The organism is Candidatus Methylomirabilota bacterium, assembly GCA_035936835.1.
GTDB lineage: Bacteria > Methylomirabilota > Methylomirabilia > Rokubacteriales > CSP1-6 > AR37.
Map to the genome: position 1 here is coordinate 1 of DASYVT010000233.1, position 24,173 is coordinate 24,173.

29 protein-coding genes and 1 pseudogene are annotated in these 24,173 nt (G+C 68.9%); 15 read left to right on the top strand and 15 right to left on the bottom strand.

What is annotated here, in order from left to right:
• The 3 genes and pseudogenes from VGV06_21000 to VGV06_21010 all read left to right on the top strand — a co-directional run.
• Positions 1-262, top strand: a 262-nt coding sequence (locus tag VGV06_21000; GenBank protein ID HEV2057619.1) for a hypothetical protein, incomplete at its 5' end; no start/stop codon positions are given.
• An 18-nt stretch (positions 263-280) separates the two neighbouring features.
• Positions 281-388: pseudogene (locus tag VGV06_21005) on the top strand (LysE family translocator).
• A 229-nt stretch (positions 389-617) separates the two neighbouring features.
• A complete protein-coding gene (locus tag VGV06_21010; protein ID HEV2057620.1) occupies positions 618-941 on the top strand; it encodes a LysE family transporter in 324 nt (107 codons plus the stop codon).
• Between the two features lie 72 nt (positions 942-1,013).
• On the opposite strand, the gene VGV06_21015 is transcribed toward VGV06_21010, so the two are convergent.
• A complete protein-coding gene (locus VGV06_21015; protein ID HEV2057621.1) occupies positions 1,014-1,235 on the bottom strand; it encodes a hypothetical protein in 222 nt (73 codons plus the stop codon).
• Between the two features lie 36 nt (positions 1,236-1,271).
• Between VGV06_21015 and VGV06_21020 the strand changes: the two genes are divergently transcribed.
• The 6 genes from VGV06_21020 to VGV06_21045 all read left to right on the top strand — a co-directional run bounded on the left by VGV06_21020 (position 1,272) and on the right by VGV06_21045 (position 6,622).
• On the top strand, positions 1,272-1,556 hold the full coding sequence (locus VGV06_21020) for a hypothetical protein (protein ID HEV2057622.1): 285 nt from the start codon (positions 1,272-1,274) through the stop codon (positions 1,554-1,556).
• Between the two features lie 119 nt (positions 1,557-1,675).
• Positions 1,676-2,461, top strand: coding sequence for an ABC transporter ATP-binding protein (locus tag VGV06_21025; protein ID HEV2057623.1), 786 nt, complete (start codon positions 1,676-1,678; stop codon positions 2,459-2,461).
• A gap of 13 nt (positions 2,462-2,474) precedes the next feature.
• Positions 2,475-3,221: an ABC transporter permease subunit gene (locus VGV06_21030; protein HEV2057624.1), complete on the top strand. Its 747-nt coding sequence runs from the start codon at positions 2,475-2,477 to the stop codon at positions 3,219-3,221.
• Positions 3,218-3,952, top strand: coding sequence for an ABC transporter permease (locus VGV06_21035; protein HEV2057625.1), 735 nt, complete (start codon positions 3,218-3,220; stop codon positions 3,950-3,952). Before VGV06_21030 ends, VGV06_21035 begins: the two co-directional genes overlap by 4 nt.
• 455 nt (positions 3,953-4,407) lie before the next feature.
• The gene (locus VGV06_21040) at positions 4,408-5,385 is read left to right on the top strand and encodes an ABC transporter substrate-binding protein (GenBank protein HEV2057626.1); all 978 of its coding nucleotides are present in this window, start codon (positions 4,408-4,410) and stop codon (positions 5,383-5,385) included.
• Positions 5,386-5,644: 259 nt separating this feature from the next.
• The gene (locus VGV06_21045) at positions 5,645-6,622 is read left to right on the top strand and encodes an ABC transporter substrate-binding protein (protein HEV2057627.1); all 978 of its coding nucleotides are present in this window, start codon (positions 5,645-5,647) and stop codon (positions 6,620-6,622) included.
• 12 nt (positions 6,623-6,634) lie between these two features.
• Here the strand turns inward: VGV06_21045 and VGV06_21050 are convergent, their stop codons facing one another.
• The 9 genes from VGV06_21050 to VGV06_21090 form a co-directional block, all read right to left on the bottom strand.
• Entirely contained in the window at positions 6,635-7,702 is a 1,068-nt protein-coding gene (locus VGV06_21050) for an alcohol dehydrogenase catalytic domain-containing protein (protein HEV2057628.1), read from the bottom strand.
• A complete protein-coding gene (locus tag VGV06_21055) occupies positions 7,699-8,643 on the bottom strand; it encodes an ROK family protein (GenBank protein ID HEV2057629.1) in 945 nt (314 codons plus the stop codon). Before VGV06_21055 ends, VGV06_21050 begins: the two co-directional genes overlap by 4 nt.
• The gene (locus tag VGV06_21060; GenBank protein HEV2057630.1) at positions 8,643-9,461 is read right to left on the bottom strand and encodes a ChbG/HpnK family deacetylase; all 819 of its coding nucleotides are present in this window, start codon (positions 9,459-9,461) and stop codon (positions 8,643-8,645) included. Before VGV06_21060 ends, VGV06_21055 begins: the two co-directional genes overlap by 1 nt.
• Entirely contained in the window at positions 9,458-10,165 is a 708-nt protein-coding gene (locus VGV06_21065; protein HEV2057631.1) for a HemK2/MTQ2 family protein methyltransferase, read from the bottom strand. The genes VGV06_21060 and VGV06_21065 overlap by 4 nt, the downstream gene beginning before the upstream one ends.
• The gene (locus tag VGV06_21070; protein HEV2057632.1) at positions 10,162-10,476 is read right to left on the bottom strand and encodes a hypothetical protein; all 315 of its coding nucleotides are present in this window, start codon (positions 10,474-10,476) and stop codon (positions 10,162-10,164) included. The genes VGV06_21065 and VGV06_21070 overlap by 4 nt, the downstream gene beginning before the upstream one ends.
• Before the next feature lie 262 nt (positions 10,477-10,738).
• On the bottom strand, positions 10,739-12,415 hold the full coding sequence (ggt, locus tag VGV06_21075; GenBank protein ID HEV2057633.1) for a gamma-glutamyltransferase: 1,677 nt from the start codon (positions 12,413-12,415) through the stop codon (positions 10,739-10,741).
• A complete protein-coding gene (locus VGV06_21080; protein ID HEV2057634.1) occupies positions 12,412-13,041 on the bottom strand; it encodes a hypothetical protein in 630 nt (209 codons plus the stop codon). Before VGV06_21080 ends, ggt begins: the two co-directional genes overlap by 4 nt.
• A 194-nt stretch (positions 13,042-13,235) precedes the next feature.
• The gene (locus VGV06_21085; protein ID HEV2057635.1) at positions 13,236-13,742 is read right to left on the bottom strand and encodes a hypothetical protein; all 507 of its coding nucleotides are present in this window, start codon (positions 13,740-13,742) and stop codon (positions 13,236-13,238) included.
• 38 nt (positions 13,743-13,780) lie between these two features.
• Entirely contained in the window at positions 13,781-16,363 is a 2,583-nt protein-coding gene (locus tag VGV06_21090; GenBank protein ID HEV2057636.1) for a DEAD/DEAH box helicase, read from the bottom strand.
• Positions 16,364-16,440: 77 nt separating this feature from the next.
• Between VGV06_21090 and VGV06_21095 the strand changes: the two genes are divergently transcribed.
• The 6 genes from VGV06_21095 (at position 16,441) to VGV06_21120 (ending at position 21,079) form a co-directional block, all read left to right on the top strand.
• On the top strand, positions 16,441-17,199 hold the full coding sequence (locus VGV06_21095) for an SDR family oxidoreductase (protein HEV2057637.1): 759 nt from the start codon (positions 16,441-16,443) through the stop codon (positions 17,197-17,199).
• Positions 17,196-17,732: a hypothetical protein gene (locus VGV06_21100; protein ID HEV2057638.1), complete on the top strand. Its 537-nt coding sequence runs from the start codon at positions 17,196-17,198 to the stop codon at positions 17,730-17,732. Before VGV06_21095 ends, VGV06_21100 begins: the two co-directional genes overlap by 4 nt.
• 117 nt (positions 17,733-17,849) lie before the next feature.
• A complete protein-coding gene (locus VGV06_21105) occupies positions 17,850-18,197 on the top strand; it encodes a cupredoxin domain-containing protein (GenBank protein HEV2057639.1) in 348 nt (115 codons plus the stop codon).
• 3 nt (positions 18,198-18,200) lie between these two features.
• Positions 18,201-19,022, top strand: coding sequence for an FTR1 family protein (locus tag VGV06_21110; GenBank protein HEV2057640.1), 822 nt, complete (start codon positions 18,201-18,203; stop codon positions 19,020-19,022).
• Positions 19,023-19,106: 84 nt separating this feature from the next.
• Positions 19,107-20,414, top strand: coding sequence for an amidohydrolase (locus tag VGV06_21115; GenBank protein HEV2057641.1), 1,308 nt, complete (start codon positions 19,107-19,109; stop codon positions 20,412-20,414).
• Positions 20,411-21,079, top strand: coding sequence for an alpha/beta hydrolase-fold protein (locus VGV06_21120; protein ID HEV2057642.1), 669 nt, complete (start codon positions 20,411-20,413; stop codon positions 21,077-21,079). The genes VGV06_21115 and VGV06_21120 overlap by 4 nt, the downstream gene beginning before the upstream one ends.
• Here the strand turns inward: VGV06_21120 and VGV06_21125 are convergent.
• From VGV06_21125 to VGV06_21145, 5 genes are all read right to left on the bottom strand, one after another.
• Positions 21,076-21,648, bottom strand: a complete 573-nt coding sequence (locus tag VGV06_21125) for a malonic semialdehyde reductase (protein ID HEV2057643.1) — start codon at positions 21,646-21,648, stop codon at positions 21,076-21,078. The genes VGV06_21120 and VGV06_21125 overlap by 4 nt on opposite strands.
• An 11-nt stretch (positions 21,649-21,659) precedes the next feature.
• Positions 21,660-22,463 carry a GNAT family N-acetyltransferase gene (locus VGV06_21130; GenBank protein HEV2057644.1) on the bottom strand — a complete coding sequence of 268 codons (804 nt, stop codon included), beginning with the start codon at positions 22,461-22,463 and terminating at the stop codon, positions 21,660-21,662.
• Between the two features lie 8 nt (positions 22,464-22,471).
• Positions 22,472-23,245, bottom strand: coding sequence for an inositol monophosphatase family protein (locus tag VGV06_21135; protein ID HEV2057645.1), 774 nt, complete (start codon positions 23,243-23,245; stop codon positions 22,472-22,474).
• The gene (locus VGV06_21140) at positions 23,236-23,619 is read right to left on the bottom strand and encodes a carboxymuconolactone decarboxylase family protein (GenBank protein HEV2057646.1); all 384 of its coding nucleotides are present in this window, start codon (positions 23,617-23,619) and stop codon (positions 23,236-23,238) included. Before VGV06_21140 ends, VGV06_21135 begins: the two co-directional genes overlap by 10 nt.
• 9 nt (positions 23,620-23,628) lie before the next feature.
• Positions 23,629-24,173, bottom strand: a 545-nt coding sequence (locus VGV06_21145) for an alpha/beta hydrolase (GenBank protein HEV2057647.1), incomplete at its 5' end; no start/stop codon positions are given.

The following is a 24,173-nucleotide window of genomic DNA, read 5'->3' on the forward strand; positions in this document are numbered from 1 at the left end:
CATCCACGTCAACGACACCGAGCCCGACGTCCGCGCCTTCCTCGCGGCCCACCGCGCCACCTACCCCGTCGCGCTGGACCCGGGCCTCCGGGTCGCCAACCGCTTCGGCTTCAAGCGGGCGCCGTACACGGTGGTCGTCAACAAGCGCGGCGAGATCGCGGCGCGGCTCGACGCGACGGCCGACCTGATGCGCCTCGCCGCGGCGATCGACGCCGCCCTCAAGCCTCCGGCCCGCCGCAAGGCGTCGACCCGCGCGTCCTGACAGCGGCCGGGGCCGCGCGTGGAGCTTTCCGTCTTCCTTCGCGGGCTCGCCATCGGCTTCGGGATCGCCGCGCCCGTCGGCCCGATCGGCATCCTCTGCATCCGCCGCACGCTCGCCGACGGCCGCACCGTCAGCGAGCTCTTCCTGTGCTACCTGGGTGTCCGGACATGGATGGCCGCGCCCGCCGCGACAGCGGAGGCATCCCGCCGCGGACCGGGGCTCTTGACCACCTAGCCTGCTCTATTCACGAACGCGTGTTCCGCGTCCGATGTGCCCCCTCACCCTGTCCCTCTCCCCCTCCGGGGGCGAGGGGATCGAAACGGCTCCCTCTCCCTCGGAGAAGGAGAGGGTCGGGGTGAGGGTGGCGCATGTGTTCACGCATAATCCCGCCTGGGCCACGATCTTCGCCCTGACCGTCACGAACCCGACGACCATCCTCTCCTTCGCGGCGATCTTCGCCGGGCTGGGTCTCGGAGGCGGCGCCGGCGGCTACGGCCCCGCCACGCTCATGGTGGCGGGCGTCTTCCTGGGCTCGGCCTTCTGGTGGCTCCTGCTCAGCACCGGTGTCGGCTTCCTCCGCTCTGCTATCACGCCGGCCCACCTGCGCTGGGTGAATCGCGGCGCCGCCGTCATCATCACGGCCTTCGGGCTCGGCGCCCTCCTGAGCCTGCTCGCCTGAGCCGTCCGAGCCCTGGCCGAGAGCCAACAATGCCTTGGCCAGCCGAAGAATGGCCTAAGATACGATAGCACCTCAAGTGGCTCCGCTTGCCCGAGGAGAGCCGATTGCAGCGACATGGATGGCTGAACTGAGCGGGAGGATACAGTGATAGACCGTCGCACGTTCCTTGCTGGCACTGGTGCGGTTCTCCTTGCCGCGCCGCTCGCCGCCGAGGCGCAGCCGGCGGGGAAGGTTTTGCCTGGGGACCCCGCTCCGCGTAAAGTAATCCTTGAACTCCAGCAGGCGCTCGCTCACGCGCTTGAACGCCTCCAAGCCATGGACGAGGCAGGTGTGCTGAGCCACGTCTCCGACCACTATCGAACCGACCCGCTCACGAAGGCTGCCATCCGTGAGCAGCTTCGTGTGATGTTTGCGCTCTACGACACTCTCCGAGCGCAGGTCCGTATTGACGAAGCGCGGACGGCGGGAGAACAAGCGTGGGTCTACTCGACGGGCGAAGTCTCGGGGCGGCTACGGTGGCTTGGCACGTGGACGCCTATCCTCTCTTGGCAGCACGAGCCAGAGGTCGCGCAGCGAGAGCAGGGAGTCTGGCGGCTCTACGGCTACCAGCAGTAACCGTCGTGCCGACAGCGCTCGAGGTCCGCGGGTGAGCCGTCCGAGCCCTTGACCTTCGGATGCGCCCGGCATAGCCTCGGGCAACGCCGCGCCATGATGCCGACTCCCCGGAGGCCCGAGTGACCGCCGCTGCGCCCATCGCCATCGAAGGCGTCGGCAAGCGCTACGTGACGCCGAGCGGTCCCATTCCCGCCGTCGATGGGGTCAGCCTGACGGTGCGCCCGCGCGAGTTCGTCTCGCTCCTGGGCCCGAGCGGCTGCGGCAAGTCTACCGTGCTCGCCATGATCGGCGGTCTCGTGCGCCCGGACTCGGGCTCCATCCTGATCGACGGCGAGCCGGTCACGGGCCCGAACCCGAAGAAGGTCGCCCTCGTCTTCCAGGACCCCGGACTCTTCCCGTGGCGCACGGCGCTCGACAACGTCGGCTTCGGCCTCGAGCTCCTGGGCGTGCCGTCCGCGCGCCGGCGCGAGATCGCGCTGGGACTGCTCGAGCCCATGGGGCTCAAGGGCTTCGAGGCTAAGTACCCGCGCGAGCTCTCGGGCGGCATGCGCCAGCGGGTCGCCATCGCGCGGGCGCTGGCGCTCGACACGCCCATCCTCTTGATGGACGAGCCCTTCGGCGCGCTCGACGAGCAGACGCGGCTCCTCATGGGCGAGTGGCTCGTCGGGGTGCGCCGGCGCACCGCGCGGACCATCGTGTTCGTCACGCACAGCCTCCACGAGGCGATTGCGCTGTCCGACCGCATCGCAGTCATGACGGCCCGGCCAGGGTCCATCAAGGACGTGATCGAGGTGCCCCTGCCCTACCCCCGCGCCCTCGATGGGCCCGAGGCCGTCGCACTCCACGCCAAGCTCTGGGCGCAAGTGCGCGAGGAATCTTTGAGGGCAATGGACGGACAACGGTGAGGGCGTGGCTCTGGTGAGGGTGTGGCTCTGGCGCGCGGCGGTGCTGCTGGCGGCGCTCGCCGTCTGGGAGGCCGCGGCGCGCATGCTCAACCCCATCCTCTACGTCGGGCCCTCGCGCCTGCCAGGAGCGCTCGGCCGCGTGCTCGCGACCCGCGACCTGCCGCCGCTCGCAGGCCACGTATGGCTCACGCTGGGCGAGATCGCGGCGGCCTACGCGCTCGCCGTCGCGGGCGGGCTGTGGGTCGGCTTCCTCCTCGGTCTCCGGAAAACGCTCGGGCGGATCTACGAGCCGCTGTTGGCGGCGCTCTACGCCGTGCCGAGCGTGGTCTGGTACCCCTCGCTCATGCTGTTCTTCGGTCTCGGCCCCGCCTCCAAGATCGCCTTCGGCGTCCTGCTCGGCTTCTTTCCCGTGACGCTCTCGGTGCTCGCGGGCATCCGCCAGGTGCCGGCGACCCTCGTCACCGTCGCGCAGTCCATGGGCGCCGGACCATGGACGCTGTTCCGCAAGGTCATGCTGCCCGCCATGGCCTCGACCATGGTCGGCGGATTGCGCACGGGGCTGGCGCTCTCCGTCGTGGGCGTCCTCGTCGGCGAGCTCATCGGCGCCCGCGCCGGGCTCGGCTACGTGATCAACTACGCGTACGGGCTCATGATGACGGCCGAGTACGCGGCGCTCGTCGTGCTCGTCGCGGCGGCGGTGCTGCTGCTCGACGGCGTGGGCTCGCTGATCGAGGGACGGGTGAAGCGATGGGCCGGATGAAGGTGCTCGCATGCCAGGCACTGTCCGCTACGGTGGCGCTCTTCGCCTGGGAGGCGGCGGTACGCTGGGGCGTGGTCGACCCGCTCTTCGTCCCGGCGCCGTCGGCGGTTCTCCGTGTTTTCGTGGCGACGGCGGCCGACACCCTGCCGCGCCTCGGCGACACGCTCGTCAAGACGCTTCTGGGCTACGCGCTCGCCGTCGGCGTGGGCGTGCCGGCCGGGCTCCTGCTGGGCTCGCGGCCGACGGCGCACGCGGTCGCCATGCCGTATGTCGTGGCCCTCTATGGCATCCCGAAGATCCTAATCCTGCCGTGGATCGCCCTCATCTTCGGCATAGGGCTCTCGACGGCGGCGCTCTCGGCGGCGGTGTTCGCGATCTTCCCTGTGGTCGTGCTGGTCGCCGCCGGCACCCGTGACGTCGACCCGACGCTCGTGACGGTGGCCGTATCCATGGGCGCGAGCCGCACGCAAGTCAGCCGCAAAGTACTGCTCCCCGCGGTGCTGCCCTCGGTGCTGACCGCGATGCGGGTGGCCGTGGTCTTCGCCATGCTGGGTGCGCTCCTGGCGGAGATGCTGGCCGGCAACCGCGGCATGGGCTTCCAGATGCAGCGCATGGCGCTGGCGTTCAGGGCGCCGGAGCTCTTCGCGGCCACGGCGATCGTCTCGGCCTTGTCCATCTCGGTCGTGCTGTTTCTCGAACATCTGAACCAGCGCTTGGGGCGCTGGCGCTAGAATGTCCCTTCTTTAAGAGGAACTGCGGCGCTCCAGCGACCTGCGGGCCTACGCGGCCCTGGGGGTGGCGCAATGGAATTGGATACCTAGTACGACCTGCGAATCCGGCAGCTCTTCGATCTCACCGGCCGGATCAACGATCTGCTCGACGAGGTCAAGGGCTCCTGTGAGGGCGCCGCCCCGGCTCCGGCCCCCTCGGGTCCGTGAGCCGTTCGACCTCACCGATCGCGGCTTAACGGAAGCGCGCGCGCCTACCTCTATGCGACACTACGAATCATGAGCGGCTCGCCTAGCTCGAGGTGGGCTGCCGGGCGGAGGTGCAGACGCCGTGACCTCACCTAGCAGCCTGTCGGGTGTATTATCTGACGGGATATGCTGCACGATCCCGTAGCGTTCGCGGTGTTAGGCTGGTCGGCCTATCCAGTGGCCGAATGAGGCAACCGAGTGATTGAGTGATGGACCGACGGGCGTTTCTTGCTGGCACCGTGGCGCTTCTCGCCGCGCCCCTCGGCGCGCACGCGCAGCAGTTGGCGAAGCTGCCGACCATCGGGTTCTTGGGCGCGAGCACACCGTCAGGTATGAGTCGTTGGGTTGCCGCATTCTTGGACCGACTTCACGAACTAGGTTGGACTGAAGGTCGTAACGTCACGATCGAGTATCGGTGGGCGGAGGGACGCACCGAGCGCTCCGCCGAGATCGTCGCCGAGTTTGTCCGACTCAAGGTCAACGTCATTGTCACGTATGGTACCGCGGCAGTCCTGGTGGCAAAGCAGGCGACATCGGTTATACCGATTGTCTTCGCAGCTGCAGCGGACCCGGTTGGCAACTCTCTCGTCTCAAGTCTGGCGCGACCAGGCGGCAATGTTACCGGCATCTCGCTTCAGCAGACCGATACCACCGGGAAACGATTCCAACTTCTGCGTGACCTTGTACCTAATCTCCGTCGGTTGGCGATCATCGCCCATGTCGCAAGTGCCGGCGCCATGCTCGAAATGCGCAATTTGCAAGCGCTAGCCGGCACGCTGGGTCTAGAGGCGTCCGCCCTCGAAATTCGGCGACCTGAGGACATAGCGCCGGCTGTCGAGGCGCTCAAGGGCCGGGCGGAAGCTCTTTTTGTCGTCGTGGACCCATTGTTGTTCGCCAATCGGAGGCAGATCCACACTTTGGCGCTGGGGGCGCAACTTCTGACAATTTGTAATTACCGGGAGTTCACCGAAGAGGGATGCCTGATGTCCTATGGACCCAACTACCCGGACTTGTGGCGCCGCGCCGCTGACTTTGTCGACAAAATTCTGCGCGGGACGAAGCCGAACGAAATCCCTGTCGAGCAGCCGACCAGATTTGATTTGGTTGTAAACCTGAGCACGGCGAAGGCGCTTCGCCTCACGATTCCGCAGTCGTTTTTGCTGCGAGTGGATCACTTCATTGAGTGATCATTGACCTTCAATGGCGCTCACATTTTGCGAACCCTAACTGGGGAATACAACCGACGACCTTCGGTCACGGCTGATGTCGGACTCTGGTATGACTTCCACTATCAAGAGCCACGATGACCCCAGAACCGCGCGTGCCGGTGGCTTCTGGTTTCGTGGTGGATGCTCGAGCTGTGCCAAGGCAAGAGCCTGAGCCTCGGCGGGCCATGACTGAGAATGGGCTTTGCTCAGAAAATCTCCCCCTAAAGGAGACCCAACCATGACGACGAGGCGGAACTTCCTCAAGACGGCGGCGGCGGGAGTGGCGGCAGCCGCGGTGGCGCGGACCTCGGCTGCGGGAGCCCAGCCGCTGACGCCGGTCAAGATCGGCGCGGTCGTGCTCGGCGACTTCGGAGTCGTGACGCCGACCCTGGTCGGGATCGAGAAGGGCTACTTCAAGCAGAACGGTCTCGACGCCGAGCTGATCCCCTTCAAGGGCGGCCCCGACCTGCTCAAGGGCGTGCTCTCCGGCTCGGCCGACATCGGGATCACTGGGGCGACGGACCCGCTCGTCTTCCGCGAGCGCGGGGCGCCGATCCGGGCGCTGGCCACGATCGTCGAGAAGAATCACTTCACGCTCACGGTCGTGCCCAAGGTGAAGCGCCTCGAGGATCTCAAGGGCGGCACCATCGGCTGCACCGCCGTCGGCTCCACCACGTGGGTCTTCGCCCGCATGCTGGCCAAGAAGATGAACTGGGACCCCGAGAAAGACGTGCGCATCATCGGCGTCGGCGGCCTCGACGCGCAGATGGCGGGGCTCAAGCGCGGCGAGCTCCAGGGCAGCATTTTTGGCGACGCGGGCGTGGTCCTCGAGGCTGAGGGCGCCGGGCACATCCTGATGCGGCTCGACGAGCTGACCCCCCAGTGGATCAGCCTCGTCGCCTACTCGACCGACGACATCATCAAGGCCAAGCGCGACGTGCTCACCCGGGCGCTCAAGAGCATCTTCCAGGGCGCCCGCTTCTGCCGCGACAACGCCGGCGAGAGCATCAAGATCGCCTCCAAGGCCATCGGCTGGCCCGAGGCCCCGACCAAGCGCGCCTACGAGCTCATCCGCCCGCTGCTGTCGACGGATGGGCGCATGGACCTCGACGCGATGAAGTTCATGCAGGACACCCTTCTGGAGCTGGGCGTCCTCAAGACGCGGCTGCCGCTCAGCGACATGTACACGCCCGAGTTCACACCGGTGAAGCTCTAACCCGGCCCGCAGCTACGGTTTCAGCATTACTTTGATTGCGCGGTCTTCCTTCTTGTCGAAGATCGCGTAGCCCTTCGGCCCGTCCGCGAGCGGCAGGGTGTGGGTGATGATGCGCGTCGGCTGGAGCTTGCCCGTCTGGATGAGCGGCATCAGCGGCAGGATGAAGTTGCGCGCGTTGCAGATGCCCATCTTGAGCGTCAGGTCCTTGAAGAACGCGTCGCGCACCGGGAAGCCGATCGAGTTCTCGACGTAGACGCCCACCGACGAGACCGTGCCACCCGGCCGCACCGCCTGGATGGCCTGGCCGAAGGGCACCTCGTGGCCGACGCACTCGAGGACCGCGTCGGGGCCGCGCCCGCCGGTGAGCCGCCGCAGCTCGGCGACCGGCTCGACCTTGTCGAGGTCCACCGGAATGCCGCCCATCTCCTCCGCGAGCTTCAGGCGATAGTCCACGCGGTCCACGACGTACACGCGCGACGGGCCGAAGAGCTGCGCCGACTGCAGGGCGAGGAGCCCCACCGGCCCCGCGCCGAACAGCGCGACCGTGTCGCCGGGGCGGATGCCCGCGTTCTCGGCGCAGAAGTAGCCGGTCGAGAGGATGTCGCCCAGGAAGAAGACCTGCTCGTCGGTCATGCCGGCGGGCACCTTCTCGCACATGTGATCGGCGAAGGGGACGCGGATCCATTCGGCCTGGCCGCCCGGGTACTGCTTGCCGAAGCGCCCGCCGAAGACCGCGCGCCCCGTGGTCGTGCACTGGGTCGGCAGGCGCATCCGGCACCAGTCGCAGGAGCCGCAGGAGATCGAGAAGGGCGCGATGATCCTGTCGCCCTTCTTGACGCGCGTGACCCCCGCGCCCACCTCCTCCACCACTCCCATGAACTCGTGCCCCATGACCGAGCCCGATTCGACGAGCGGCGGCCCGCCGGGAGCGGCGCCCCGGCCGTGGTAGGGGTGCAGGTCCGAGCCGCAGACCGCGCTCGTCGTGATCCGCACCACGACGTCGGTCGCCTCCATGATCTTCGGGTCGGCCACCGATTCGACCCGCACATCGCCGGTCCCGTGGAACGTGATCGCCTTCATCGGATCGCCACCCTCCGTCGCTCAGTTTCGTATTGGACCAGCGCGGCGCCGCCGCGCACGGTCGACTGCTTGCTCTGCGGCACGATCTCGACGCGAGTCGACTCGAGCGCTCGCGCGAAGGCGTAGCGCTGGAGCTGCGTGTGAATGCGGAGCTCGAGCGGCTTGAGCGACTCCGCCACCCCGCCCGTGACGATGAGGCGCTCCGGGTTGAGGCCGTTGACGATCACCGCGAGCCCGGCGCCGAGCGCGCGGCAGACCTCGGTGACCACCTCCTGGCAGGTCGGGTTGCCCTCATCGGCCATGCGGAACACGTCGGCGGCGAAGACATTGCGTTTAAGACGCTCTGTTCCCATGAGCCCGATGTCCGTGCCCGAGACGTACGTCTTGAGGCAGCCCTGCCCGCCACAGATGCAGGGGCGTCCGTCGAAGTTGATCGGCACGTGACCGAGCTCGCCGCCGAAGCCGCCCTGCCCGCGCACGAGCCGCCCGTCCTGGATGATGCCGCCGCCCACACCGGTGCCGATCGCGAGCACGACGAGAAAGCGGGCGCCCCGTCCCGCGCCGAACATCCACTCTCCGAGCGCCAGCACGTTGACGTCATTGTCCACGTAGACGGGGATCCCGGTTTCGGCCGCGACCGTCGCCGCGAGCGGCGCGCCCGCCAGCTCCGGCACGTAGTGGACGTTCTGGCCGATGACGCCGCGCTCGGCGTCCACGGTGCCCGGCACGCCAATGCCGACACCCTCGACGATCACGCCGAAGGCGCGCGCCGTCAGGTGCATCCGCTGGATCACGTCGAGGATGGTCGCGACCGCGGTGCCGGGGCCGCGCTTGTGGGTCGGGTCCTGCGCCTGGGCCAGCACCTCGCCGTCGGAGGTGACGAGCCCGGCCGCAACCACCGAGCCGCCAAGGTCCACACCGATGAGACCCCGCTTCGGCATCAGCAGTTCCCGAAGTGGGCGAGGCGGATCCTGTTGTCCTTCGCCGCCTGCCTGGCTGCCGGGTCCGTCAAGCCCGCGAGCTCGGTCTCGCGCTGGCGTCCGTAGCGGCTGTAGGCGAGCTCATCGTCGAAGTAGCCCGGGTGGGTCATGAACTCCGAAAGGCCCGCGGGGAGCGCGGCCAGCTGCTCCAGGACCCGCTCGCGCGACCAGTAGGCCTGCGCGCCGGACTCGCCCATGAAGTGGTCCGGCGTCCTGAGACCAAGAGACCTCGCGGCTCGGCGCACCTCCGCGTCCTGGCTTCTCACGGGCACGCGGAGCGCCCGGGCGAAGTCGAGCACCACCCCCAAGACGGGCTCGAGCCGCCCGACGTGGTGGTGGGTGTCGAGGTGGGTCGGGAAGCGTCCCATGATCCCCCTGAAGACATCGATCTGGGTGCCAAGCTCGATGCGCGCCTCGTCGAGCTTGGCCCGCGCCGCGGCCTCGCGCGCGTCGCGGACGAACCGGCCCTCGGCGTCCACGAGCGAGGGCACGCGCTTGGGATCGGCGACGGGCGTCCCGAGTGTCAGGTTGAGGTGCACGCCGACGCCGAGGGCCGAGGCCTTGAGCTCCTCCACCTGTGCAGGCGGGATGGCGCGGTTCACGAGAACGGTGGTGCTCGTGACGATGCCGTTCCGGTGGCCCTCGAGGATGCCGCGGCTCACACCGGCCGTGAGGCCGAAGTCGTCGGCGTTCACGATCAGGACCTTTGGTTCCGCGGCTGGGGCTCCCGCGGCCGGCGTGCCCGCGGCTGGCGTGCCCGCGGCTGGCCTTGAGGTCATCGGGGCCTCGTTCCCTGGACCACGAGACGCTCAACCGTGGCGGGCATGCCGGCCGCCCGCAGGGCCCCTTCCGTGTCGAGGCCGCGGATGTGCTCGAGCCGCTCGTAGCCGATCCGCGGAAAGCCGTGCGACTCGCGGGCGAGGATGGACGGCTCGAGTCCAGCCGCCTCCAGCCGCGCGCAGGCGCCCTTGGGCCCGAGGAAGCCGAATAGGGTGAAGATGAGCCGGCCGCCGGGCTGGAGGTGCGCATGCGCGCCGGCGATCACCCGGTCGAGAAGCTCCCAGCCGTCCACGCCGCCATTGTCGGCGGCCGCGCTTGGGTCGTCGCGCTCGCGCCCCGGCGGCGTCGGCATCTGGGGCGGGCTCGTGCAGATGAGATCGAAAGCCTGCCCGCGGGCGGGCTCGAAGCAGTCGCCGAGACGCACCTCAAGCCGGTCGGCGACGCCGTTCAGGAGCGCGTTGGCCCTGGCGCACTCGACCGCCGCCGGCACCACGTCGGTGGCGAGGACGCGGCAGCCCTCGCGCGCGGCCAGCACCGCGGCGAGCCCGACACCGGTGCCGATCTCGAGCACGGTCTCGCCGGAGCGGAACTCGAGATGGCGGCAGAAGAGGAGCGAGCCGGCCTTGGGAGGCTGGACGCCGTCGGCGACGCGGAACGCGCAGCCGCGGTAGAGGAAGAGGAGCAGGCCCCCGTCGGCCGTCACGGCTTCCCCATCACCCTCCGGAAGTAGAGGCGGAGGGCTTCCTTGAGCTGGGCGCGGGCGCCGGGCTGCGTCTGGGCGTCCTCGAGGAGCTCGAGCTCGATCTGGAGCGGCACGCCTTCCTTCTTGACGCCGTCGAGCTCGGCCGTCAGCCCGCAGCGCTCGTCGGACTCGGTGAACACGATCTTGGCGCGCGTGAAGCTCTTGTCGTCCTGGGCGATCTGCTCGATCGTCTCGGTCAGGAGGCGCGTGATCGCGTCCTGGTCCGGGCCCATGACGGTGGAGAACCCCGTAGTCAGGCGGATCTCGGCCATTCAGCTGCCCGGCTCGTAGACCTTGAGGATGTCGGCATGCGTCTTGGCGGCATTGGCGCGGATGGCGAAGCTGATCGCCTCGCGCACCTCGTCCTCGCTCGCTCCCGCGGCCCTGGCGCCCGCCAGGTCACGCTTGGCTCAGTGGGTGTTGCCGGCGGCCAGGTTCGCCGCGAGGTAGCACAGGTACGCCGTCTTGGCGTCGAGCGCCCCCTTCTTGTACTTCCACGACGCGATCACTTTCTCTTCCATGCGCGTGCTCCTTTCAGATGCCCGCGGCCGCGGCGTCGTGGAAAGGGTCGAGGCCCGCCTCGAGACCCTTCTTCGTGACGCGGATGGCGACGGGACGCGAGAAGTAGAGCGTGCCGGGGTCCGTGCGCTTGGGCACCACCGTATGCCCCATGCGCCCGAGGGCCTTCAAAGACGCCTCACCGACGCGGTCGTCCACCCAGAGGTCGCCGCCTTCCGTGTGCAGACGCGGCGCCTCGATGGCCGCCTGCGGCGAGTCGCCCAGGTCCACCATGTTCGAGATCACCTGCGGGATGGCCGAGACGATCTTGCGCCCGCCCGGCGCTCCCACTGCGAGATAGGGCTCGCCCTTCCTGAAGCCCAGCGCCGGCACCATGTTGACCAGCGGCCGCTTGCCAGGGCCAACGGAGTTGACGCGCCCCGGCTGGGGATCGAACCAGATCATGCCGTTCTGGAGCAGGATGCCCGTGTCCGGCACGACCATTCGCGAGCCCCACAGCGACACGGCCGTGTTGGTGAGGGAGACCATGTTGCGCTGCCGGTCCACGGCGCAGAGGTGCGTGGTGCAGTCGGCGGCGCGCCCGCCCAGCTCGTACCGCCACGGGTCGGGCGCCGGGCGCGCGCTGCGCGGCCCGTTGGGCTTGAGGCCCGAGGCCGCCTTCGCCGCGTACTCGCGCGAGACGAGCCCCTCCCACGGCGCCTTGACGCGCTCGGCGTCGCCCAGGTGCTCGAGCCTGTCGAGGAAGGCGCGGCCCACTGCCTCCGCGCGAAGGTGCAGCCCCGTCGCCGTCTTCCACGTCGTGCGCGCCTTCGGGAACTGGGCGAGGATGTTCAGCGTCTCGAGCGCCGTGATGCCACCCGTCGCGCCGGGCGAGAACGCCAGCTCGAGACCGCGGTACTCGCCCATCAGCGCGGGCAGCACCCGGGGGGCGTAGCGCGCGAGATCGTCCTTGGTGAGCATGCCTCCCTTGACCCACATCTCCTCGTGGATGGCCTGCGCGATGGCGCCCGTGTAGAAGACCGCGGGGCCGTCCTTGGCGAGAAGTCTGAGGCTCCGGGCGAGGTCGGGCTGGCGGAAGACTTCGCCGTCGCCGAGGGCCGGCGTCCGGTAGATATAGTGCCCGTCCCGGAGGTAGTTCTTGGCCGTCGCGGGAAAGGCCGCCAGCTCCTGGCAGAAGATGGCCGTCGTCAGCGCCACGTACCAGTCCGGCACGAAGCCGTCTTCGGCGAGCGTAATCGCGGGCTGAAGGACGTCGGCCAGGTCCATGGTGCCCCAGCGCTCCAGCGCAAGCGTCAGCCCCGCCACCGAGCCCGGCACCGCCACCGAGCGCGGCCCGAAGACGTTGGCGTCGTCCACCACGCACCGCCACGGGAAGAGGCCGGTCGAGACCCCCTCGCCCAGCTCGAAGCAGGTCTCGTAGGCCGCGGCCGGCGCCTCGACGTTGAAGTCCACGCAGAGCGTCTCGCCGCGCTTGGCGAGATGGACGAGCATCGTGCCGCCGCCGGCCAGCGAGGACATGAAGGGCTCGACGACCGGCATCGCGAAGGCCGTCGCCACGGCCGCGTCCACCGCGTTGCCACCCCGCTTGAGGATGCCGGCTCCGACCTCGGCGCCCAGCGGGTGCTCCGCGACCACCATGCCCCGGAGCGCCAGCGGCGTGCGCTTCGTCGCGGAAAGCGTCGAGCGGATCATGCGGCCTCCTTGAGGAACTCGAAGGGATGGAGCCGGCAGCTCCACACGCCGGCGTCGTTCTGGATGAGGAAGCACACGCGCACGCTCGGGCCCGCGTGGGCCGTCCAGAGGAAGGCCGCGGCGTCTTCCGCCTCGCCGCACTCGTCGCAGACCCAGGCCGTCCCGAACTGCTCGGGCTCCTGCCGCGCCGCCGCATAGGCCTCAGGAGTGACGAACAACGGCCGCTCCCCGGGCAGGAACGCGCCGATGTCGTCGAGGTAGGGCAGCAGCGGCCGGGCGACGGTGCCGCGCCACGCATCGAGCACGGGCAGCACCGGCGTCTCGACCCCGGCGGCGACCAGATCAAGCGACGGGCTCATCTCACCGCGCGCCAGCAGACAATGCTGAAGGAACCCGCGGAGCTCGGGGAGACCGACCTGGCCGCGGTAGAGGAGCCGGGCGAAATCCTCGCGCTCGACGGGAGCCAGGAGGAAATAGGGCGAGGCAGGCGGGATATCGAGCGCGGGTCCGGCCACCTGGTACAGCGGCATGCCGTCGGCGCTCTCCCCCCGCCCGCTGTACCAGACTAGGGTAGCGGCGTCACCGGGCGCGATCCACGAGGGCAGCTCGGCCATCAAGGCTTTCAACGCGCAGAAACTATACCATCACCCGCCGCCGAGAGCGGTTCGAGATACCATCCCGGCCACGCGGCGCAGGTCGCCGAGAAGGGTCCAGATGCGAGGCGGCGCCCGAAGGGCCGCACGCGAGGCGTACTCCTGTACGTTGAGCGTGCGGTCGAGGGCGCCAACGAAGCAGATGGGCCCTTATCGGCGGCCTGCGGCTACTGGTCGTCGTCCTTGGCCCACCTCCCCCGCACGCGGATCATGCTGACCACGGCCTTGTCGTCGATGTAGAGCACCCAGCCGAGCGGATAGACCCAGGCCTCCTTGGCCTTGCCCTGGACCTGGGACCAGTGCCGCCGCGCCAGCGACGCCATCAGCGCCGGATCGATAGTCCGCTCGTCGGGATCCTCCAGCAGCACCTTGACCTCTTCCTTCGTGCTGCCGATGCTGACCTGGCGCCAGAAGCGGAAGGTGCTGTAGCGCGTCTCGTTCTGGAGGTCCGGATGCTCCCGCAGGTACTTGAAGACCTTGTCCTCCAGCTGCTCTTCGTAGTGCCGCTTCTCGTCCCAGCCCATATCCCGGCCGTTGGCGGCGAAGGAGCGCGCGATCTGTATCTCCTGGGCGATGGGCCCCCGCGTGGTCTGCTCGACGTTGGGTTGCGGCGTCGCGCAGGCGCCCGCTATGAGCCCAGCCGCGACGACCCCGGCCAAGCGAAGGGCACGCATGAGGACCTCCTCCTTTTTTAAATAACCGACAGCGGACTCTAGATCAGGGCGGACTCGAGCACGATCCCGCGGTCCACCACCCGGGCCGCCCGCCCGAGCAAGCCCGCAAGCGCCTGCGGCACCTCGGGCGCTTCCCCGAGCTGGCGCAGCAGGTCGATGAGGCGCCGGAGGGCGCGGATCAAGTCGCCCTCGTGGCCGCCGAACGACTCCTCCACGATACCAGACCAGTCGTCTTCCCCGGAAGCCCAGCGGAAGACCGAGGGCATGAAACCGGTCGACACCCCGACGGGCATGGGCAGATGGTGGTGGCGCTGGACCTCGAGCACGGTGTGGGCCACCGACTCCAGGTCCTGAAGCTTGCGCTTGAGCTTGGGGCGCTTCTTCAAGAAGAGCCGAGCCACGGCCGAATCCCCCGAGCGCGACTCCTCGATGAGACACGAGCAGAGGGCCGCGGCTTCGGCGAGCGTCGTGTCCTCGAAGACGCCGCGGTCGACCATCTCCGAAATCAGGAGCTCGTTGTCGTGCCGGAGGCCGGCGATGAGCTGCCCCTTGGTCAGGAGCTTGTTGTCCTGGACGGCACCGAAGCGCTCGAGCACGGCGACCACGCGGCAGAACTCCTGCCAGTAGGCGTTCTTGAAGGCGTCGAGCATCTCGCGCTTCTGCCCGAGCCGGCCCTCGAGCGCCTCGAGCCCCTTCCAGGCATGGTCGCATTTGCTCTGGCTGCCCCAGGGGCACCGGTGGCACTCGATGGCCGCGAGCTCGCCCTCGGGCCCCCTGCTCCGCTCGCGCTCGACGAGCTCGGGAATCGAGAGCCCTTCGAGCTGCTCGGAGAGGCTCTTTGTCCGCCGCTCCCAGTCGCGCGGCAGGTGGAGCGGCGGCGTCTGCCAGAAGATCTTCTTGAAGTTCCCTTCCTTCATCTGGACGGTGACGCCGTGGGGCAGCAGCACGGTCACGAGCATGCGGTGGCGGCGCGGGTCGAGGCCGCAGATGAGCCCGAGCGAGGCGCCGCTCTTCCGCCTCACCAGCGCCAGGCGCCCCGGCTCGGCGTCGGCGGCTCCACGCGCGCCGCGCCCGGACTTCCCACGCGCCATGCGCTGCTGCTCGAGCTGGGCGCGCGCAGCGCGGTAGCGGCCGATGCGCGGGAAGTCGCCGCACGGCGCCTCGAAGCTTCGGCCGTCGGACAGCGCCGTCTCGAGGCTTGCCACCTCCGCCTCGAGGCCGCGGATCTTCTTGAGGTTCTGGTACTGGCCGAACGACGATTCGACCGTGCGCCGGACGGTCGCCATGTCCTGCCCCGTCGCCAGCAGGAGCGCGACGGAGCCGTAGCCCAGCTTGAACTGGCTCATGACCGGCTCTGGCGGGCCGTCCACGACGCGCATCATGTCCTCGAGGCCGTCGCGGACATCGAGCGCCATGACGCACTTGCCCTCGGGGTCGATGCCGCGCCTGCCTGCCCGGCCGGCCATTTGGGTCAGCTCGTTATGAGTGAGCGAGCGGAAGCCGCGGTCCGTGCGCTTGGTCAGGGACTGCAGCACCACGCTCTTGGCGGGCATGTGGATGCCGAGCGACATGGTCTCGGTGGCGAAGACCATCTTGCAGAGCCCTCGCTCGAAGAGGAGCTCGATGAGACGCTTCACGGAGGGCAGCACGCCCGCGTGGTGGAGCCCCACGCCCATGCCGAGCGCCTGGAAGATCGACTGGTTGAGCGGGGACTCGGCGATGGTCGGGGTGTCGGAGACGGCTTCGCGGATGGCGTCGTCCACCTGCTGCTGCTGGATCTTGCTCAGGAGCGGCTTGCCCTCGGCCAGCACCGTCTCCATCGCCCGCTCGCAGCCGGCGCGGCTGAAGATGAAGTAGATGGCGGGCAACCAGCCGCGCGTTTCCAGCTCGTCGAGCATCACCGTCGGATCCACCACGCGGCGCGTGTACCACCGGCCCTTGTCGTTGTGGCCGCCCTCGCGCTCCTGGCCGAGGAGGCGCACCTTGCCGTTGCGGACCGCGTCGTAGGCGTGGAGCTCCCCCGAGAGATCGGCCACGAGGTACTGGAGCGGCACGCTGCGATGCGGGTGAGTGATGGGGACGATCGGGCGGTGAACGAGGCTGATCCAGTCGGCGATCTCGGCGATGTTCTTGACCGTCGCGGAAAGGCCCACCAGCGCGACGTCCTTAGGCGCGTTGACGATGATCTCCTCCCAGACGGTCCCCCGCCCCTCGTCGCCCATGTAGTGGCACTCGTCCAGCACCACGAACTCCAGGCCGTCGAGGCCGCCCGTGTAGAACATGTTGCGCAGGATCTCGGTGGTCATGACGACGACGGAGGCGCGCGCGTTGACCTTGACGTCGCCGGTCAGGATGCCGACGTGCTCCGGGCCGAACTGCCGGCAGAAGTCGGCGTACTTCTGGTTGGACAGCGCTTTGAGCGGCGTCGTGTAGGCGATGCGGCGCTGGCGCGCGAGCGTGGCGTGAATGGCGAACTCCGCGACCAGCGTCTTGCCGGAACCAGTCGGCGCCGACACGATCACGGACTTGTCGTCCTGGATGGCGCGGATGGCGTCCAACTGGAAGGGATCCAACGCGAACGAGTAGCGGGCCTTGAATGACTCCAGCAGGTCGTTGCTCACGTCCAAGCCTCCCCTCGCCGCGTCATCACCTTAGCACGGTCTTGCGGGGGCGGGAAATCCCGCTTAGGCTGTGGTGCATGAAGCTCACCGGCAAGGTCGCCCTCATCACGAACGTCAGCGAGTTCATGGGCCCCGCGATCACGGAGGAGTTCTGCCGCGAGGGAGCCTCGGTCGCTCTCCACGACCGCAACGAAGCCGCCGCCGCGCCCATCGCCGTCATCGCCGCCGGATTGGGGCGCGAGGCGCAGGTCCTCACCGGCGATCTGACGCGCTCGGCCGAGGCCGACCGCGTCGTCGACGCGGTGGTCGCGCGCTTCGGCCGGCTCGACATCCTCGTCAACAACAGCGCCAACCCGCCCACGGGCAGTCCGACCGAACAGGTCACGGACGCCCAGTGGCGCGCGATGATGTCGCGGCTCCTCGACGAGCCCTTCTACTGCCTGCGCGCGGCGCTTCGCGTGATGCGCCCGGCCAAGCGCGGCAAGATCATCAACATGTCCTCGGCCGCGGCGTTCCCCGGGCTGGCCAACTACGCGGCGTACTCGGCGGCGCGAGCGGGCGTCAACGGCCTCACCAAGGCCGTCGGACGCGAGGTCGCGCGCGAGGGCATCCAGGTCAACGCCATCGCGCAGAACTACGTCGAGAACCCGACGTACTTCCCGACGTCGCTCACGAACGACCCGCAGAAGCTCGCGCGCATGGTGAAGAACATCCCGGCGGGCAGGCTCGCGCGCGGCGAGGAGTCGGCGCGGCTCGCGGTATACCTGGCCTCGGAAGACGCCGACTTCTTCGTGGGGCAAGTGATCCCGTTCTCGGGCGGATGGGTGACGCCGTGATCGTCTCGCATGTCGGGATCACGGCCGCCGACGACTACCTCGAGCGCCGGGCCGCCCACCGTGAGGCGCATCTCGCGCGGATCACGGAGCTCCGCAGGCTCGGCTTCGTGGTCGGCGGCGGCCCTTCGCCCGACGGCAAGACGGCCGACATCGTCTACCGCTCACCGCAGGCCGGCGACCTGACGCGGTTGATCGAGGAAGATCCGTACTGGACAGGCGGCGTCTGGAAGGCCTGGCAGCCCCGCGACTTTTCCCAGTTCCTCGAGCCGTGGGAGATGGTGCCGCTCGTTGTCGACGGCTCGCGCAAGGTGACGATCATGGAAGGCGAGGCGCCCGACGTCGAGATGGCCTCCTTCGCCCTGATCGAGGCGCGCGGCGGAGGCCGCATGGCCTTCGGAGGCTTCTTCCCAGGCGGCGCCACATGGGCTCTCATGCGCTCGACGGAGCCGGACACGGTGCTGGCAGAGCTCGCAGAGACCGGATTCTGGAAGCCCGGCAGCCTCACCACCCGCCCCCTGCTGCACGTCCTGTAGCTCCCGCCCCTCACCACCCCTCGAATCCCGGCGGCCCCAAAAGGCCAGAAGTTTTGGTTGACACAACTTTTTCCATTAGGTATACCTAACTAACATTCACTTAAACGGGGGAGCGCGATGACGGCATTGGTGAAGGCAGGCATCGGGGCGCTGGTCCTGGGCGCCGCGCTCGTGGCGGCGTTCCCGTCGGGGGCCCAGGAGGTCCCGGAGGTCGCGCTCCAGATCGAGCAGAACCGCTTCCAGCCGGAAGAGATCCGCGTGAAAGCCGGCCAGGCCTTCGTCCTGGTCATCACGAACAAGGACAAGGGGCCGGAGGAGTTCGAGAGCAAGGACCTCAGGATCGAGAAGGTCATTCCCGCCGGCAAGACCGTGCGCCTTCGGATGCCCGCGCTCAAGGCCGGCAGCTATGCATTCGTGGGCGAGTACCACGAGAAAACGGCCAAGGGCCGGATCATCGTCGAGTAACCCGTGGGGGCCACCTTCATCATCACGCTTCGCGAGGCCTTCGAGGCCTCCCTCCTCCTCGGGATCGTCTACACCTATCTCAACAGGATCGGCGCGCGCGACTACTGCCGCTACGTCACCTGGGGCGGACTGCTCGGGCTCGTTGCGAGCGTCGCCATGGGACTCGCGGTCAACCTGATCTCCGGCCCTCTGATCGACCTGGGGCCCGATCTCATCGGCGCGGCCGTCATCTTCCTCGCGGTGGGGCTGCTCAGCTGGCACAGCTGGTGGATGCGGCAGCACGCGCGGGCGATGACGGGCGAGGTCTACCGCCGGATCGAGGCCGCGCGCGCGAGCCGGCGTCTCTGGCTGGTGGGGCTCATCGCCTTCACCGGAGTCTTCCGTGAAGGCGCCGAGACCGTCCTCTTCCTCTGGGGCCTCATGGCCGAGGCGACGACCGGCTCAGGCTGGGGCAACGTGGCGGCGGGCGTCGCGGGCGTGGCGGCCGCGGCGGCGCTGGGCTGGCTCGTCTTTCGCGCCGGCCAGAAGCTGAGCCTGCGTCACTTCTTCGGCGCCACCACCGTGCTGATTCTCCTCTTGGCCGCCGGACTCCTGAGCACGGGCGTTGGCAAGCTCCAGGCCCTGGGCGTCCTGCCGATGGGCGCGGCGCTGTGGGACACCTCGTGGCTGCTCAGTGACCGGAGCGGGATCGGGAGCTTCCTCTCGGGCCTCGTCGGGTACCGCGCGCGCCCGTCCGGCGCGGAGGTCGCGGCATACGCCGTCTACGTGCTGGCGATGGGGACGCTACTCTTCCGCCCTCTCCGGCGCGCGGTGGCTGGGCGATGAGCGGACGGCCCGCCAAGCCCTTCGACTATCGAGTGCACGCCGGACTAGTCTGGGAGTTCCAGGCACGGTAGAATCGCCGCCCTGATGCGCCTGCTGCCGGACATGGTCGTCTCGGAAGGCCGCTGGTACGGCGACCATGTCATCACGGTCAGTGACGGCCGGATCGCCGGCGTGGCTCCGCTTACCCCGGGCGATGGGAAAGCCACACACATCACGCGCCTTCCCGGTAAGGCGCTCCTCCCCGGCACCGTCAACGCGCACTGCCACTCCTTCCAGTCGCTCCTGCGCGGGCTCGGCGATGACCTCGACTTCATGGCGTGGCGCGACCGCGTGCTCTACCCGTACTCGACGCGGCTCGACCGCGAGGGCATCTACCTGGGCGCCGCCTTCGCCTTCGCTGAGATGCTGCTCCACGGCGCGACGACCTGCGTGGACTTCTTCTACCTCCAGGACGAAGGGAACGACAACGCCGAGGCCGTGATCCAGGCGGCGCGGGACGTCGGCATCCGGCTGGTGCTGGCGCGCGCGATGTACGACTGGGAGGGAGCGCCGGCGCGCTACCGGGAGAAGCCGGCCGAGGCGGCCAGGCGCACCGCGGATCTGATCGCCAAGTACGCGACGGATCCGTTGGTCCGCGTGCAGCCGGCGCCCCACAGCCCCCACGGCGCATCGCCCGCCATGATCCGGGCCGGCTTCGAGGTCGCGCAGTCGGCCGACACGCCCTTCCACATCCACGTGGCGGAAGGACAGTACGAGGGGGAGCGGACGCTCAAGGAGCACGGCGCGACGCCCATTCGCTACCTCGACAAGCTCGGCGTCCTCGGTGAGCGCATGATCGGCGTCCACTGCGTCTGGCTGGACGACGAAGAGATCAGCCTCATGGGCGAGCGCCGCGCGGGGCTCGCCTACTGCCCGGGTTCCAACATGATCCTGGGAGACGGCATCACGCGGATCACGGAGATGCAGGACGCGGGAATCCTCATCGGCCTCGGCACGGACGGCGGCTGCACCAATAACCGCCTCAGCGTCTTCGAGGAGATGCGCATGGCCGCGCTGCTCCAGAAAGTGCGGCATCTCGACGGCACCCGGGTCCCCGCGGAGCGGGCGTTCCAGATGGGGACGCTCGACGGCGGCAGGCTCCTCGACCTACAGGTTGGCGACGTCAAACAAGGCATGCTGGCCGATTTCGTCGCCGTGGACCTCGGTCACCCGTCGCTCCACCCGCCCACGAACTTGCTCAAGAACGTCGTCTACGCCATGTCGCCGCAAGCCATCACCGACGTGTGGGTCCATGGGCGTCAGGTCGTGAAAGACCAGAGGCTCACCATGCTCGATCAGGACGCGCTCATGGAGCGGGTGAGAACGCTCACCCGGGGCTGGACCACGGAATGAGCGACCTGCTCGAGACGGTCGAGATCGAGACGGGCCGCGAGCCGCGCGCCGCCGTCATCTGGCTCCACGGCCTCGGCGCCGACGGCCACGACTTCGAGGCCATCGTCCCCGAGCTGGGGATGCCGGCAGCGGCGCCTGGAGTCCGATTCGTCTTCCCTCACGCCCCGCTCCAGCCCGTCACCATCAACGGCGGGGCCGTCATGCGGGCCTGGTACGACGTCACCGGTGACGGCCGCCAGGACGCGGCGGGCATTCGCTCGTCGCAGGCCCGCGTCGAAGCGCTCATCGCCCGCGAACGCGCGCGCGGCGTTACCGCGCGCTCCATCGTGCTCGCCGGCTTCTCCCAGGGCGGCGCGATCGCGCTCCAAAGCGGGCTTCGCCACCCGGAGCGCCTGGCGGGGATCCTGGCGCTCTCCACCTACCTCCCGCTCCCCGACACAGTGGCGAATGAGGCCCACGCGGCGAACCGCGACGTGCCGATCTTCATGAGCCACGGCATCCAGGATCCGGTGATCCCGCTCTCCTGGGCCACGCGGTCGCGCGACCACCTCGTAGCGCTCGGCTATGCAGTCGAGTGGCGCGAGCACCCGATGCCGCACGCGGTCTGCGCCGAAGAAATCGAGGACGTCGGCGCCTGGCTCCGAGTCGTCCTCGCCCCAGCCTAGAGGATCCGGCAGGCCTCCTCGAAAGACGGGCGCGGGTTGCGCGGGTGAAGCCGCGCCGGGTCACCGTAGCCCAAGTTACAGAGAAAATTCGACTTCCAGCGCCCGTCGGGGAAGAACTCGGCGTCGAGCTTCGCGTTGTCGAAGCCGGACATCGGCCCGCAGTCGAGACCCAGGGCGCGCGCGGCGATGATGAGGTATGCGCCCTGGACGCTGCCGTTCCTGAACGCCGTCGTACGCGCGAGCTCGGCATTCGCGGCGAAGCCCGAGCGCATATCGCGCTGAGGAAAGAGCTTCGGCAGCAGGTCGTGGAACTGGGTGTCGTAGGATACGATGGCCGTCGCGGGCGCCTTCATCGTCTTGTCGACATTGCCCTCGTTGAGGCAGGGCTTGAGCCGCGCCTTGGCCTCCGCCGACTTCACGAAGACCACGCGCATCGGGCAGCAGTTGGCGCTGGTCGGCCCCATCTTCGCCACGTCGTAGACCCGCCACAGCAGCTCGTCCGGCACCGGGCGCTCCTGCCAGGCTGTGTGGGTCCGCGCGTCCTCGAAGATCGCCTTCGTATCGGTCATGTCTCCCCCAGTCAGCAATCGGACGTTGGGTACAGTACGTAGCGGCGCTTGGTCGCGACATGGCGGAAGCCCATGGCCGCGTACATCGTTTGGGGCGTATCCCCGGCGTCGGCGACGATGACGACCGCGTTCGAGCCCCGCGCGCTGCAATCGGCCACGCAGCAGTGGATCAGGGCGGTGCCAAGGCCACGGTGGCGGTAGTCCGGCTCGACGAAGACGTCCTCCACCTGCCCGGCGCCGTCCACGCCGTCCCAGACGGAGGCCATGCCGCGCGCTTCTCCGTTCACGTAGGCGAGCCACTTGCGGACGGGCGGCGTCTTGAGCCGGGCAAGCCGGGCCAGGCGCTCTCCAACTTTGGGGAGCGGGTCGCGTCCGAGCTTGGCGCGCACCTCCGCCCAGTCGAGCTTCTTGAGACGGTCGGCCTCGGCCCAGCCGTTGTCGTCGGCGGCGAGGCGGAGATCCGCCGCTTTCGGCCGGCCCTCGAGCTCGCCCTCCAGCACCATCAGCACGAAGTCGCGCGCCGCGTAGCCCTCGAACACCAGCCGCCCCTCGAAGGTGGGCGGCGTATCGAGGTCTACCTCAAAGCACCGGTGAGGACAGCCGGCGAACTCGCGCTCGGCGCGCGCGAGCACCCCTTCGATCTCGTCGGGAGAATCCGCTCTCACCGACCGCGCGTAGTTGGCGACGTGGATGTCGGGCAGCTCGGGGTTCCTGACGAACACGGCTCCGGCGGCCTTGAACGTCCGGTGGCCGAGCGCCTCGTGCTCCTGGTCGACGCGAAGGGCGACGCGGCCCCAGTCCGTCACGTCAGCCACGCTGCCCGTCAGCCACGCTTGAGCACGCGCAGGACCTCGTCGTGGAGCAGGCCGTTGGTCGCCACCACCGAGCCCGTGTAGATGTCGGGCTTGCCGGCGAAGTCGGTGAGCCGGCCTCCCGCCTCCTCGATGAGGATCTTCATCGGCGCCACGTCCCAGGGTTTGAGGTCGGCCTCGGCGTAGATCTCCGCCTTGCCCGCCGCCACCACGCAGTAGCCGTAGTAGTCGCCGAAGCCGCGCTGGCGAGCCGTCGCGTCCACGAGCCGCTCGAATCCCTGCCAGTAGCCCGCCGCGCGCAGGATGTTCAGGGCCGAGTGGATGAGGAAGGCGTCGCCCATCTTTGAGCACTGCGACACGTGGATCCGCTCTCCATTGGCCCAGGCGCCCTCGCCCTTGCGCGCCCAGTAGAGCTCACCCGTCGTCGGATTGTGGACCACCCCCGTCGTCACCTGCCCGTCTTCCTCGAGGGCGATCAGCACGGCCCAGATGGGGATGTGCCGGATGAAGTTCTTGGTCCCGTCGATGGGGTCGATGATCCACCGCCTCCTGGTCGAGCCTTCCTGGCCGAGTTCCTCGCCGAGGAAGCCGCACCCCGGCGTGGCGCGCCCCAAGATGGCGCGGATCGCCTTCTCGGCCTCCTGGTCGGCCTGGGTCACCGGCGTCTTGTCGGCCTTGATGGTGACCTCGAAGCCGCCCCGGTAGTACTTCATGGCTATCTCGCCGGCGGCCCGCGCGGCCTCGAGGGCCGCCGCGACTGTAGGGTGCTGCGCGTTCACTCCCACTCACCTCGCTCCTCGAGCACCTCCTTGAAGACACGGAGCGCCTCCACCACGACCGGCATGCCGCCGTACGTCACCTGCTGGAAGATGACCTCGGCGACCTCCTGCCTCGTGGCGCCCACGTTCAGCGCCGCGTGAACGTGGGCGCGGACCTCGCGCTCCCGGTTCAGCACGGTGAGTGAGGCGACGGCGCAGAGCTCGCGCTGCTTCTGCGAGATAACCTCGCGGCTGTAGAGTGTGCCGACGAAGAAGAGCGAGAGCTCGCGCGCAAGGTCCTTGTCGAGCTTCTTCCAGTCCTCGAAGCCCACGCCGCCCTTGAGCGTGTGAAAGAGCATCTTCGCCGTCTTCTTGGTCTTCTCCCTGAGCGCCTCGTCCATGGAGATCTCCTAGATTGTCTCGAGGATCCGCACCAGCTCGTCGGGCTGCGAGAGCATCGCGTTGTGGGCGCAGTCCATGTCCACCGGCTTCACGCCGAGCAGGGCCGCGCGCTCGGCGGCCCTCTCGGGCACCACGGCCTTATCTTGAAGACAGCGAATGTAGGTGCGGGGCACGCGCATGCCGTAGAAGACGCGGAGGTTCACGGCCTCGACGAAGGGCCGGAGGGCCTGCGGCGTGAGGAGCGAGATCGCGCTCGATACGCGCGGGTCGCTCCGCGGCATGTCGCCCATCCAGCGCGCCCAGGCGACCTCGGCCGGGTAAAGGAAGGTGCCGTCGCCGCGCGCGGCGGCGTTGCCGGTCATCATCGCGCGGCCGGCGGGCGTCATCAGCGTCCCGGCCAGGCTTCCCCCGTCCGGCACGACCACGGCGGCCAGGAAGACCAGGTGGGCGACGCGTGCGGGGGCCAGCTCCGCGGCCTTCGGGATCACGAGTCCGCCCATGGAGTGGCCGACCAGCACTGCACGGCTGATGCCCTCGAGCGCCATGGCATTCG